We start from the raw sequence: 12,543 nt of genomic DNA on the forward strand, positions 1-12,543 counted from the left end.
GCTCGAGTGCGGCGTTTGGTGTGGCAGGGCTGCGGCGTGCTCAGCCTTGCTGCAACATCCTCAGAAACGGGCGAACGCCCGCGGCGCTGGAGTGCTGATTTTGCGCGCGCACGCGCGGCTTCCCGTTCGGGGAAGGCATTGCGATCGGTTCCACTCGAATCACGAATCCGCAACTCATCGGGCCTTGTACGGCGGCGGTTACCGGCCTGTACGATGGGCGTGTCAAGCGCGCAGAACACGCCATTTCCGGGCCTCCGAGGCATGTACCCTGTTATCCGCCGCCCGGTTTTGATAGGCTCAAGGCGTGAGCATTGAGAGCTTAAAGAATCTGCTGGAGCAAGTCCGTGCCGGGGAGGTCTCCCCCAGCGAGGCCATGGACGCCTTGAAGACGCTGCCGTTTGAGGACCTCGGCTTTGCCAAGGTCGACCATCATCGCGGCTTGCGCGTGGGCGCGCCGGAGGTCATCTTCGGGCCGGGCAAGGCGCCCGAGCATCTTGCCAAGATCTTTCTGAAGCTGGCCGAGCGCGGCAACAACGTGCTGGCCACGCGCGTCAACCAGGAGCAGGTGGCCGCCGTGCGCGAGCTGGTGCCGAACGCGGAGTTCTGCGAACTGCCGCGCGCGCTGGTGTTGCGCCAACGGCATGACAAGCACGGCAAGGGCACCATCGTCGTCGTCTCGGCCGGAACCAGCGACATTCCTGTCGCGGAAGAAGCCGTGCTGACCGCCGAGCTGATGGGCAATGACGTAACGCGTGTCTTTGACGTGGGCGTGGCCGGTCTGCACCGGCTGCTGGCCCACCAGAACATCCTGGCCCATGCGCGGGTCATCGTCGTCTGCGCCGGCATGGAGGGCGCGCTGCCGAGCGTGGTTGGTGGGCTGGTTGGCGTGCCGGTGATTGCCGTACCCACCAGCGTGGGTTACGGCGCCAGCTTTGGCGGAGTCAGCGCGCTACTGGGCATGATGAACTCCTGCGCCTCCAATGTCACGGTGGTCAACATCGATAACGGCTTTGGCGCGGGCTATGTTGCCTCGCTCATCAACCGGCTATAGATTTCGTAAGACGATTTTTCTTGCATCGCACGGCGGTTTATCGTTATCACATATATTGTGAACGCCGAGAAAAACCTAAAAGCCGAGCTGAAGCAGAACGAGCCCTTCCACAACATTGAGCAGGAAGCGTTCCTCGCGCTGCAACGCACCGCCGACGAGTTGCAGTCCCGGGCGGCTGAAACCATGAAGCCGTTCGGCATCTCGCCCACCCAGTACAACGTGCTGCGCATTCTGCGTGGCGCCGAGCCCAGCGGCCTGAAGTGCGGGGAGATTGGCGAGCGCATGGTCAAGCGCGACCCGGACATCACGCGCCTGCTCGACCGCATGGAGCGCTCCGGCTGGATCACGCGCAAGCGCGATGTGCGCGACCGCCGCGTGGTCATCACCCGCATCGGCCCCAAGGGGCTCGACCTGTTGCGCAAAATGGACCGCCCCATCGATGACTTCGGCCTCGGGTTGCTTGGACACATGGGCGAACGCCGTCTGCGCGACCTCATCAAGTTGCTGGACGAAGCACGCTGCCGCGAGCAGTAGCGAAGAGAATTCAGGATTGCAAAAGGGAAGGGCGCGGAGTACTCCGCGCCCTTTGTGTTTCTGCCGGATTGAATCGCCGTGTTACCGCTTGCGGCGGGACTTCGCAGCTTCCAGAATGCGCTTGGCCGTGGTCTTCTGCGCGGCCTTGGTTTCCGGGGCGCTCTTGCCGAAGACGCGCTTGAAGATTTTGTCCACGTTGCGGAGCTGGCGGTCGAGGTCGAAGGCGCGCTCCAGCGTGTCGTTGTCCACGCGGTTGATGATTTCATCGTCGTGGAAGATGAGGTCACGGAAGGGCATCTCCTCGCGCCAGGCCTGCATGGCGTTGCGCTGCACAATGCGGTAGGCATCTTCGCGCAGCACGCCGGCCTCAACCAGGTCGAGCAGAAGCTGTCCGCTGAAGACCAGCCCGCCCGTGGAGTTCAGGTTGCGCAGCATGCGGTCGGGGTAGACCATCAGCTTGTCGATCAGGTTGGTGGTCTTGGACAGTAGGTAGTCGGTCAGCGTGGTGGAGTCCACCAGAATGACGCGCTCCACCGAGGAGTGCGAAATGTCGCGCTCATGCCACAGCGCCACGTCTTCCAGCGCCGCCTGCGAGTTCGAGCGCACCACACGCGCCAGTCCGCATATCTGCTCGCAGGTGACCGGGTTGCGCTTGTGCGGCATGGCCGAGGAGCCCTTCTGCTTCTCGCTGAAGAACTCTTCCGCCTCGCGCACCTCGGTGCGCTGCAGGTGGCGGATTTCGAGGGCGATTTTGTCGAGCGTGCTGGCAATGACCGCCAGGGTTGCCATGTAGAAGGCGTGGCGGTCGCGCTGAATCACCTGCGACGAGATGGCGGCGGTCTTCAGGCCGAGCCGCTCGCAAATGGCTTCCTCGTACTCCGGTTCAAGGTGTCCGCAGTTGCCCACAGCGCCGGAGAGTTTGCCCACCCGCATCTGCTCGGCGGCCAGGTCAAAGCGCTCCAGGTTACGCTGCATCTCGCTGTACCAGATGGCGACCTTCAGTCCGAAGGTGATTGGTTCGGCATGCACGCCGTGGGTGCGGCCAATCTGCGGCGAGTGCTGGAACTCGAAGGCGCGGCGCTTGAGTACCTCAAGGAAGGCGACGATGTCCTGGCGGATGATGGCTGAGGCCTGCTTCACCAGCAGCGCCTGCGCGGTGTCCACCACGTCATTCGAGGTGAGCCCGTAGTGCAGCCAGCGCGACTCGGGGCCGACCTTTTCGGCCACCGCGGTGGTGAAGGCGATGACGTCGTGCTTGACCTCGGCTTCAATCTCCTGAATGCGCTTCAGGTCGAAATCGCCTTTACTCTTGATGGCGCGGGCGGCCGACTTCGGCACCAGCCCGGCTTCGGCCAGCGTTTCGCTGGCGGCGGTTTCCACCTGAAGCCAGGTGCGGAACTTGTTTTCGTCGCTCCAAATGCGGCCCATCTCAGGGCGTGTATAACGCGGAATCACGGCAGTCTCCTTGGGCTGGTTGGCTCTTCGAATCGGTTGGAACCTAATATCTTAGCAGGTGAGAGGGCCGCCGCACAGCCGCTCCGGAGAGCTTCCGAGGCCCTAAGTGATAGGCGTCCTGCGGGCTGAAAAACATATTTGAATTAGCGAATATGTTGTGCTACGGTCTCCTCATGGCACGCACCGGAAAGCTCGCATTTCTAGACCGCTATTTAACCGCATGGATATTTGCCGCGATGGCCCTGGGAATCATCGCCGGGTGGCTGGTTCCCGGGCTGGTTCCATTCCTTAACCGCTTCAGCGTGGGCACCACGTCTATTCCCATCGCCGTAGGCCTCATCGTGATGATGTACCCGCCGTTCACCAAGGTGCGTTATGAGGAACTGCACGAGGTCTTCCGCGACAAGCGCATCCTCACGCTTTCGCTGGTTCAGAACTGGGTGATTGGGCCGATCCTCATGTTCGTGTTGGCGGTGGTCTTCCTGCGCGCGTATCCGGAGTACATGGCGGGGCTGATCATGATCGGCCTGGCGCGCTGCATTGCCATGGTGATTGTGTGGAACGAGCTGGCCAAGGGCGATACGCAGTACGCTGCCGGGCTGGTGGCGTTCAACTCGCTGTTCCAGGTGTTCTTCTACTCGGTTTATGCGTGGGCGTTCATCACCGTGCTGCCGCAGTGGTTTGGCCTGCGTGGCATGGCCGTGCACGTCTCCATCGGGCAGATTGCGCAGAGCGTATTTATCTACCTGGGCGTGCCGTGCATCGCCGGCTTCCTGACGCGCAAGGTGCTGCTCGGCGCCAAAGGGCGCGAGTGGTATGAGCACAACTTTGTGCCGCGCGTGGGACCGCTCACGTTGATCGCGCTGCTGTTCACCATCGTCGTCATGTTCTCGCTCAAGGGCGAATACATTGTGCGCCTGCCGCTCGACGTGCTGCGCATTGCGGTGCCGCTGCTCATCTACTTTGTGTTGATGTTCGTGGTCTCGTTCTACATGGGCCGCAAGTTGGGCGCGGACTACTCAAAGACCACGACGCTCTCGTTCACGGCGGCTTCCAACAACTTTGAGCTGGCCATTGCGGTTGCCGTCTCGGTCTTTGGCATCAACTCCGGCGCCGCGTTCGCCGCCGTCATCGGCCCGCTGGTGGAGGTGCCGGTCATGATCGCCTTGGTGAACGTCGCCTTCTGGTTCCAGCGCCGGTACTTTCCGGCCGCCGCATCGGATGATTCTGTGGCTGTGCCGGAGTGCGCGGGGAAGTGCCGATGAAGAAGCGGGTTCTGTTCCTTTGCACGGGCAATTCCTGCCGCAGCCAGATGGCGGAAGGTTTTCTGCGGGCGCTCGGTGGGGAGCACTTTGAGGTTCACAGCGCCGGTACAAAGCCTTCTACGGTGAACCCTCTGGCCATCCGCGCGATGAGCGAGTGTGGAATTGATCTTTCGCAGCATCGCTCCAAGAGCCTCGAGGAATTTCTTGGCATCGAGTTCGATTTCGTCATCACCGTCTGCGACAACGCCAAACAGCAGTGCCCAATCTTTCCGGGGCGCGCCGTGCGCGAGCACTGGCCGCTCATAGACCCGGCAGAGGCCGCTGGTTCCGACGAGGAGCGCATGCAGGTCTTCCGCCGCGTACGGAGTGAGATTGAGGAGCGCGTGAAGCAGTTTCTGCAAACACACAATTAAGCGCCGCTCCATGCGGTTCTCCGCAAATGGAAACGCTCCGCCTCGGCGGAGCGTTTCACGTATCTGCGCAAATTGCGGCTAGTGCAGGTGGAAGACGTGCTCCATCACGAACAGCGCGGCCACGCCGACGAAGACGAGCAGCGGCATCTTCACGCCGGGCTCGCGGTTCACCTCGGGAATGATGTCGCTGGCCGCAACGTAGATGGTGACGCCGGCCGAGATGGGCAGACCAAACTTCACCGCCTGCTGCGTCACGCTCATGGCGAGCACTCCGGCAAAGGTTGCCAGGCCCAGCAGCACGGAGGCCATCCACGCGCGCATGCGCGTGCGGCCGCTGGCCAGCATCACGCTGGCGATGGTGAAGCCTTCGGGAATCTTGTGCAGGAAAATTGCAAGGAAGATGACCCATCCCAGGTAGTTGGAAACCTGGAAGCCGCTGGCGATGGCGATGCCGTCGAAGAACGTGTGAATGAGCAGGCCAAGCAGCACGCTGGTGTCATGGTGCGGACGCGTCACGCATTCGTCGTGGTGCGTCTCCTCGCCAAAGTGGAAATGCGGTGTAACGGCGTGCTCGAAAAAATGTATGAGCAGGTAGCCGCCAAGCACCAGGAACGCGGCGTTCTCCCCGTTCAGGGCAATGCTCTCGGGCAACATCTCCGTGACCGAGGTGGCGAGCATGAAGCCCGCGCCCAGGGCCATGAAGTATTTCAGAAAATGGGGCTCCCAGTGGTTGCGCGCCACAATGGCGCCGCCAGCCACATTAGCGCCGGCGGCCGTTAGGCCAAGCACGAGGGAGAGTTCAAGCGGTGTCATTCGTCAGATCCCTGTTATCCGCTGTGCCGAATGTGCAGAATATCGCCGTCCTGCACGATGTAGTCCTTGCCTTCGAGGCGCAACTTGCCGGCGGCACGCGCGGCGGCTTCCGAGCCAAGTTCCAGCAGGGTGTCCCAGTGGATGGTCTCGGCGCGGATGAAGTGCTTTTCCAGGTCCGAGTGGATGGCGCCAGCGGCGTTCTGCGCGCGCATGTTCTTCTCAATCGTCCAGGCGCGGCATTCATCCTCGCCCACAGTGAAGAACGAGATCAGGCCCAGCAGTTCGTAGCTCTTGCGCACCAGTCGCGAGAGGCCGCTCTCGGTCAGCCCGTAGCTGCCAAGGAATTCGGCGGCTTCCTCGTCGCTCATGTCGGCCAGTTCGGCTTCCACCTTGCCGCAGATGGCGGTGGCGCCGGTGTTCAGACGGCTGGCCGCTTCGGTCACGTTGTACTTCGCGATGGCTTCTTCCAAGTCCTTGCCAAGCGTGGTGCTCTCGCTGATATTCAGCACGAAGAGGATTGGCTTCTCGCTCAGGAACATGAAGCCGCGGACGATCTTCTTCTCCTCGCGCGTCATCTCCATCTCGCGCAGCGGACGCTCGGTCTCCAGATGCGCCTTGGCGCGGATGAGGAGTTCGTTCTCCTTTTCCAGCTCCGGAGTCTTGCGCTTGAGCAGGTCCTTCTTCATGCGCTCCAGGCGGGCTTCCACCTGTCCAAGGTCGCTGACAACGAGGTCGAAATCGACGTTCTTGATGTCGCGCAGCGGATCAATGCTGCCAACATGCGCAATGGAGTCATCCTCAAAGGCGCGCACCACGTGGCAGAGCGCGTCGACCGTGCGCAGGTTGGCAAGGAACGCGGTTTCCTTCAGCGCGTCCTGGCCGATGGCGGCCACGTCGGCGTATTCCACCTGAGCGTGGATGAGCTTCTTCGGATTGCAAAGCTCGGCCAGTTTGTCCAGGCGCGTGTCGGGCACGGTGGCAATGCCAATGTGTGCTTCCTTGGGGTTGGCAAAGCCTCGGTTGCTGACGTCGGCCTTGGTCAGAATCTTGAACAGAGAAGTTTTGCCCACCTGCGGCAGGCCAATAATGCCAATCTTCATAATCTTTTCGAGTGTCGCCTCTATCCGGCTGCGCACTGCGCGCGGAGAAACCCACGGCGCACAAACGCTCAGTCTCCATGATAAACGACTGCGGCGGATACGGCGAAACGCGCTCGCAAATATCAGCGCATAAGCGCGGCGTGACTGTTCTGCGGGCGGGGGATATGGGGATTCCGTCCGCGCCGAACTGCGCGGCTAATCGCGACGCGAACTCAGCAGCAGCACGCCCAAGCCGAGTGCAAACACGGCCTTTTCCGCACCCTCGCTGTACTTGTGCAGCCGGTTGAATTCGACGCGGCGTGGGTCGTCCCTGGGCACATTGTCGATGACGCCCATGTTTGTGCGCAGCGCCAGCATGGTTTTGCCCACGCCAAACTGCGTGTAGGCCGTCAGGCCGAGCATGGCCACCACCAGCACAATCTTGGCCCAGCCGAGCGAGCCCTTGCCGCGCAGCTTCGGGCTTGCAAGGTTCAGCACAATCAGCAGCAGGCCGCAAACCCAGGCCAGCCAGTGCAGCTTGTCGAGCGAGTGGGAGACAACCTCCCCGGCCAGCGCGTGCGTGGGCAGCACGGCGAACGCCGTGGGTGCAACCGCAATGCCGAAGAACAGGATGGCGCCCAGCCACAGGGCCAGCGCAAGGGAGGCAAGAAAGCGAAGAAAAGTCATTCGGGAATAGTCCTTGTAGGAGTCTGTGAAGCGGGACGGAAGATTTCGTGTGTCCTGTTCTATGGACAAGAAAAGAGTGCGAATGGTTGCGAAAAGTTTCGGCAGCTTTTGAACAGGCGCGTCAGGTGCACTTGAAATTCCTGCGAACCGCAGGCCGACAATTGTAGACACGTCAGGGCATGCGGTTTCCAAATTCAAAAATATTGAAATTCGAAAATTCGGAAATCAACTACACCGGCACGGGGACGCTGGCCACAATGTCGCGCAGCAACTGGTCGTTCTGGTCAGCCTTCTTCAGGTTTGAGGCGTAGCGCGCGTTCACCACCACGCGGTGCGCAAAGACGGGCACGGCCAGCTTCTTGAAGTCGTCCGGCGTGCAGAAGGCGCGGCCTTCCAGGTAGGCCATGGCCTGAGCGGCGTGGTAGAGCGCCAGCGAGCCGCGTGGCGAAACGCCGAGTGAGAGGTGGTCATTCTGCCGCGTGCGCTGCACAATCTGCAGCGCGTAGTCGATCAGCGAATCATCGACCGTGACCTGCTTCACTGCCTTTTGCAGTTCCACAACTTCTTCGGCCGTCACCACCGGTTTCACGGAATCCAGTTGCACGGCGCCGGCGGTGCCGCGCAGAATTTCGCGCTCGCTGGCAGCTTCCGGATAGCTCATACGCGCGCGAACCATGAAGCGGTCCATCTGCGACTCCGGCAGCGGATAGGTGCCGTGGTGCTCCACGGGGTTTTGCGTTGCGATGACGAGAAACGGCTTGGGCAGAGGGTGCGGACGTCCGTCCACCGTGACCTGCCGTTCGTTCATTGCTTCCAGCAGAGAGGACTGCGTCTTCGGCGTGGTGCGGTTGATTTCGTCGGCCAGCAGAATGTTGGTGAAAATGGGGCCGCGCTTGAATTCGAAGGTCTGCTTCTCCTGCGAGTAGATGCTGATGCCGAGCACGTCGCTGGGCAGAAGGTCGCTGGTGAACTGCACGCGCTGGAACTCACCGGCGATGGCGCGCGCCAGTGCCTGCGCCAGCGTGGTTTTGCCCACGCCGGGTGCGCCTTCAATCAGCAGGTGGCCTTTGGCCAGGATGGCGACCAGGGCAAGGCGCACAACTTCGTCCTTGCCGCGAATGACGGTGCGCAGCGTGGACTCCAACTGCGTGGCGCGTTCAAGCAGGACCGGAGCGGTTTGCGACATGGCTTGATTGTAGCGCAGGCACCGCAGAAACAGCGCTCATGCGGCGCTCTAAAAGGTAGAGGAGCCTTCGAGGATGAACAGGCGCCCCTCGCCATCCATGTAGCGCATCTCCAGCCGCGGGCTGCCGCTCTGTTTGCGCTGCTCCAGCAGGCAGTTGGTGATCCATTCATAGGAGCGGTGCGGGCGCTGCTGTATTAGCAGAAAGTGCTGGTTGTGTCGCTGGAAGTCGCCAATATCAATGGATTGAAAACCAATCTGCCGGCCAAAGTAGCGCATGTTGTTCTGGTCGGTCATGGCGCGCGGGTAGCGGCCGGCCTCGGAAAGATTGGTGATGGCGTAGCTGCGCGCGGCCAGCGCGGGCGAGCCATATAGGGCCAGCTTCACGTAGGTCTCGTTGTCGGCGGCCACCGGCAGGCTGGAGTGCTCGAGCCAGCGCACCCAATCGGTGGACTGGAAGCGCCGCTGCAACTCGGCTTGGGCCTCGCCACGATCGGCCAGCGCCAGCACGCCGTCCACTGCCTCCGCGCCGTTGTTGTCAGCCAGGGCCAGCACGGCCATCAGCGCCAGAAACACAACGCCCGTGCGCGCGTTGCGCCCGGCAAGCTCGGCCACGCCGGCTGCAATCGCCACCGTCAGCCCGGCTGCGTAGGAAATCACATAGATATGCTGGAAGGCCCCGATGGCCTGCGCCGCGCACCAGGCCACCAGCGGCAGTAGCAGCATCCCGATGACCAGTACCCACTCCGCCCGTCGCAGGCCCGTGTGTTCCACAATGTCAGCGCGGTAGGCCGTCTGTGCGCCTTCGGTTCGTCGCGCGGCGTTCCAGCGCCAGATCACCACTCCGAGGACGAAGATGCCGAGCACGAAGATAATAGGCCAGCTCGACTCGATCATCTGCTCGTAGGCGTCACCGAGGTTCTCCAGCGTGGGCTTGCTCCAGAAGTTTCCGGCATAGAGCTTGTGTGCACGCAGCTCACCCGGAGCCAGCGGCAGCCAGCCGAGTGGAAACAACGCCAGAGCCGACCAGACCGGCCAGTCGAAGCGCTTGCGTGCACGGTCAAGCACCAGTTGCGCCACGGCAAAGGGCACGAACAAAAAAACAGTGAAGAAGTGCGCGCTCATACCCACGGCCAGCGCCAGCCACAGCCCGAAGACGCTCCAGGGCCGGGCCTTGCCTTCGGAGGCTATCTGCCACAGGCGCATGCCCGCACCCGCCGCGCAAAGCATGATGGCGTAGGCGCGCGCGTCGGTGCGGAAATACACAAGCTTCATCAGCTCCAGTGGAAGTACGAGCACGGCCAAGGCGAAGCCTGCCGCGTACCGCTGCCGCAGGAATGTCCACAGTCCCCAGCACATGGCCGCGAAGGCCAGCAGGAACGGAACGCGGAGGGCAATCTCCGGCGACTGCGGCAGCCACAGTCCGGCATGGGCGATCAGCGATGGTACCGGGCCGGTGGTATCCAGCCCCTGCGCATAAAAGTCCCAGATGGCACGAGCGCTCATTCGCGCCGTGCGCCAGGAGATCTGCTCGTCGTAGGTGAACATCCGCTGCGCGGCGTGGCCGAGTCCGGAGAGCGCAATCACGGCCAGCAGCGCCAAAGCCAGCAGGGTCTGGTGCCGTTCAATCCGCACCGCAAGCCAACCGAGAACGGTTGCAAGAGTTGAGCGCGTCTTCACAGGACTGGAATCTTCTGAGGTTTCAGGCACTGGTCTTCCTTGGATGAAATTGTACGGCGGCACGACGGAACACGCGGAAGGCGCGTCCTATCTGGCTTCCACCAGGGCTATTTCTAGTGACGCGCGAGGGTGGTGAAAGGCGAGCGGCGCGGCACGGTCTCTGATGCTGATTTGCCTGAAGTTTTCTTGCGGTGGCCTCCGTGCGCGACTTGCGGTAATGGAAACGCCCGGCCGAAGCCGGGCGCTCACTGTCTCACAAACGGTGGTTAGTACGTTGTCTGCTCCATGCGCATGCCGGTCAGGCGCGCAATGCGCTCGGCCGTGGGCGGGTGCGTGCTGAACAGGTTGCCAAAGTTCCTTCCCAGCCTCGGCATGGAGATGTACATGTGCGCCGTTGCGGGTGAAGCCGCCATTGGAATGCGCTGCGACCATTCCTCAATCTTGCGCAGGGCACTGGCCAGCGCATACGGATTGCCCGTGGTGCGCGCCGCCGTGGCGTCGGCCTCGAACTCGCGCGAGCGCGAAACCGCCATCTGAATCAGCATGGCCGCGATCGGAGCCAGGATCATCATGGCCAGCGCGGAAATGATGCCGCCCCCGTCGCGTTCACGATCGCGGCCGCCAAGGCCTCCGAACAGCTCTCCGTAGTACGCCATGCGCGCCAGCAGCGTGATGGCGCCGGCCAGGGTAGCGGCCACCGAACTGATGAGGATGTCGCGATTGCGAACGTGGCCCAGTTCGTGGGCCAGCACGCCTTCCAACTCATCGTCACTCAACAGGCGCAGGATGCCCTGAGTCACGGCCACCGACGCATGCTGCGGATTGCGGCCCGTGGCGAATGCGTTCGGCGAATCCGTCGGAATCACAAAGAGCTTCGGCATCGGCAGGTTGGCCTTGGCCGTCAGCCGCTCCACAATCGCGTAGAGTTGCGGTAGTTCCTCACGCGAAACCGGCTGCGCGCCGCTCGACATGATGGCGATCTTGTCGCTGAAAAAGTAACTGAAGAAGTTCATCGCCGCTGCCAGCACCAGGGCGAACACAGCCCCGCGCGAGCCCCCGAGCAGTTGCCCGACGACGATGACGAAGGCAGTCATGCCTCCCAGCAGCAAAACGGTTTTGAAATTGTTTCCCATAGCTTGTTAGATGCTATCGCATGAGACGCAGGCGCGGCCAACCCGTGAGCATCGCCGACGGCCGGCATCCACGCACACCCCTCCAGTATGTTCTACGCAATTTTGCCGCAGAAGGTTCCCCTCGGGAGGCGCTTACGGAATAGCTATATAAATCAACGAATTATGGACTTGGCGCACCGGCCTGTGTCGTTGTGCAAGGCCGTTTTGTCCGTGGGCGATTTAAGATCGAAAATTGAAAGCTTGCAGCAACTGGAGCCGCCGCTCCCATTTCATTTCTTGAAGGAACGCATTCTTGTCGAACACAGGGGCCACAGAAACCGGGCGTCGCGGAACGCTCTCCATTGCATGGCGGCTGTTTCGTCCACACACGCTGACGGCGTCGTTCATCCCCGTGCTGGTGGGCACGGCGTTGGCGTACAAAACAACCGGGCATGTGCGCTGGCCGCTCTTCGTGGCTATGTTCGTGGCTTCCACGCTCATACAGGCTGCCACCAACATGTTCAATGAGTACTTTGACTACGTGAAAGGACTCGATACGGAAGAGTCCGTGGGCATCGCCGGGGCCATCACCGAGGACAAGGTGGCTCCGCGCATCATCCTCACCACGGCCATTGCGACCGTGGCCGTGGCGCTTGCCTTGGGCGTCTATATCTGCGCCAGCAGCAGTTGGTGGCTGGCAGTCATCGGTCTTGTGTGCATCCTGGTCGCCATCTCGTATTCAGCGGGGCCGCATCCCATCTCCGCCACACCTTTTGGAGAGCTGTTTGCCGGGGGCTTCATGGGCACCGGCATCGTGCTTCTGGCGTGCTTCATCCAGCAGGGCAGCATAGGGCTGCGCGAACTGCTTGCGTCCATCCCGTTCGCCATCCTCATCGGGGCCATCCTGACGGCGAACAACATCCGCGATCTGGAAGGCGACAAAGCCAGCGGACGCCGCACGCTGGCCATTCTGCTGGGGCATCGGCGGGCCGTGTGGTTCCTGGCCGCCTGCATTGCGGCGGCGAACCTATGGGCCGCCGGACTGGTGGCGGCCAAACAGGGCTCACCGTGGCTGCTGCTGTGTTTGGGAAGCCTCGTAACCGGGCGCAGCGCTATCATGCGCTTCCGCCGCGCCACGCTGCCGGAGATGATTGTTGCCATGCAGCGCGTGGCGCAGACCAACACCGTCTACGGCCTGCTTTTCCTGGCCGGAATCCTGATTGGAAGATAGTTGTTTTCGGAAGGCGCGAAGGATTGCGCTGCGGAGGATG

12 protein-coding genes are annotated in these 12,543 nt (G+C 62.0%); 5 read left to right on the top strand and 7 right to left on the bottom strand.

The features are described 5' to 3' along the window. The first annotated feature begins 304 nt into the window (after positions 1–304). Both larB and AC6IZO_RS01630 read left to right on the top strand, forming a co-directional pair. The gene (larB, locus tag AC6IZO_RS01625) at positions 305–1,051 is read left to right on the top strand and encodes a nickel pincer cofactor biosynthesis protein LarB (protein ID WP_497807328.1); all 747 of its coding nucleotides are present in this window, start codon (positions 305–307) and stop codon (positions 1,049–1,051) included. A 57-nt stretch (positions 1,052–1,108) separates the two neighbouring features. Then, positions 1,109–1,585, top strand: coding sequence for a MarR family winged helix-turn-helix transcriptional regulator (locus AC6IZO_RS01630; protein WP_497807330.1), 477 nt, complete (start codon positions 1,109–1,111; stop codon positions 1,583–1,585). 81 nt (positions 1,586–1,666) lie between these two features. On the opposite strand, the gene purB is transcribed toward AC6IZO_RS01630, so the two are convergent. Beyond that, positions 1,667–3,040 (bottom strand): adenylosuccinate lyase, encoded by a 1,374-nt coding sequence (gene purB / locus AC6IZO_RS01635; protein ID WP_497807332.1) that lies wholly within the window; start codon positions 3,038–3,040, stop codon positions 1,667–1,669. A 173-nt stretch (positions 3,041–3,213) separates the two neighbouring features. On the opposite strand from purB, the gene arsB reads away from it, so the two are divergent. Then, positions 3,214–4,305, top strand: a complete 1,092-nt coding sequence (gene arsB, locus AC6IZO_RS01640; protein WP_497807334.1) for an ACR3 family arsenite efflux transporter — start codon at positions 3,214–3,216, stop codon at positions 4,303–4,305. Next, the gene (locus AC6IZO_RS01645; RefSeq protein ID WP_497807336.1) at positions 4,302–4,718 is read left to right on the top strand and encodes an arsenate reductase ArsC; all 417 of its coding nucleotides are present in this window, start codon (positions 4,302–4,304) and stop codon (positions 4,716–4,718) included. The genes arsB and AC6IZO_RS01645 overlap by 4 nt, the downstream gene beginning before the upstream one ends. Positions 4,719–4,796: 78 nt before the next feature. Here AC6IZO_RS01645 and AC6IZO_RS01650 read toward each other — a convergent pair whose 3' ends face one another. The 6 genes from AC6IZO_RS01650 to htpX all read right to left on the bottom strand — a co-directional run bounded on the left by AC6IZO_RS01650 (position 4,797) and on the right by htpX (position 11,293). After that, positions 4,797–5,531 carry a ZIP family metal transporter gene (locus AC6IZO_RS01650; RefSeq protein ID WP_497807338.1) on the bottom strand — a complete coding sequence of 245 codons (735 nt, stop codon included), beginning with the start codon at positions 5,529–5,531 and terminating at the stop codon, positions 4,797–4,799. A gap of 14 nt (positions 5,532–5,545) precedes the next feature. Next, positions 5,546–6,631, bottom strand: a complete 1,086-nt coding sequence (gene ychF, locus AC6IZO_RS01655) for a redox-regulated ATPase YchF (RefSeq protein WP_497807340.1) — start codon at positions 6,629–6,631, stop codon at positions 5,546–5,548. A gap of 195 nt (positions 6,632–6,826) precedes the next feature. After that, positions 6,827–7,297 (bottom strand): DUF4149 domain-containing protein, encoded by a 471-nt coding sequence (locus AC6IZO_RS01660; protein ID WP_497807342.1) that lies wholly within the window; start codon positions 7,295–7,297, stop codon positions 6,827–6,829. Positions 7,298–7,526: 229 nt separating this feature from the next. After that, the gene (locus tag AC6IZO_RS01665) at positions 7,527–8,483 is read right to left on the bottom strand and encodes an AAA family ATPase (RefSeq protein ID WP_497807344.1); all 957 of its coding nucleotides are present in this window, start codon (positions 8,481–8,483) and stop codon (positions 7,527–7,529) included. Between the two features lie 48 nt (positions 8,484–8,531). Beyond that, positions 8,532–10,160, bottom strand: coding sequence for an ArnT family glycosyltransferase (locus AC6IZO_RS01670; protein ID WP_497807346.1), 1,629 nt, complete (start codon positions 10,158–10,160; stop codon positions 8,532–8,534). Positions 10,161–10,426: 266 nt separating this feature from the next. Further along, complete coding sequence (htpX, locus tag AC6IZO_RS01675; RefSeq protein WP_497807348.1) at positions 10,427–11,293, bottom strand: zinc metalloprotease HtpX; 867 nt, start codon at positions 11,291–11,293, stop codon at positions 10,427–10,429. A 292-nt stretch (positions 11,294–11,585) separates the two neighbouring features. On the opposite strand from htpX, the gene AC6IZO_RS01680 reads away from it, so the two are divergent. Further along, the gene (locus AC6IZO_RS01680) at positions 11,586–12,503 is read left to right on the top strand and encodes a 1,4-dihydroxy-2-naphthoate polyprenyltransferase (protein ID WP_497807350.1); all 918 of its coding nucleotides are present in this window, start codon (positions 11,586–11,588) and stop codon (positions 12,501–12,503) included. The last annotated feature ends 40 nt before the right edge of the window (positions 12,504–12,543 follow it).

It is taken from the genome of Oryzophilus luti (genome assembly GCF_059726245.1).

Coding starts and splice junctions, on each gene's coding strand:
- ychF (WP_497807340.1), bottom strand. CDS start 6,631: ATGAAGATTGGCATTATTGGCCTGCCGCAGGTGGGCAAAACTTCTCTG.
- AC6IZO_RS01645 (WP_497807336.1), top strand. CDS start 4,302: ATGAAGAAGCGGGTTCTGTTCCTTTGCACGGGCAATTCCTGCCGCAGC.
- AC6IZO_RS01665 (WP_497807344.1), bottom strand. CDS start 8,483: ATGTCGCAAACCGCTCCGGTCCTGCTTGAACGCGCCACGCAGTTGGAG.
- htpX (WP_497807348.1), bottom strand. CDS start 11,293: ATGGGAAACAATTTCAAAACCGTTTTGCTGCTGGGAGGCATGACTGCC.
- AC6IZO_RS01660 (WP_497807342.1), bottom strand. CDS start 7,297: ATGACTTTTCTTCGCTTTCTTGCCTCCCTTGCGCTGGCCCTGTGGCTG.
- AC6IZO_RS01650 (WP_497807338.1), bottom strand. CDS start 5,531: ATGACACCGCTTGAACTCTCCCTCGTGCTTGGCCTAACGGCCGCCGGC.
- arsB (WP_497807334.1), top strand. CDS start 3,214: ATGGCACGCACCGGAAAGCTCGCATTTCTAGACCGCTATTTAACCGCA.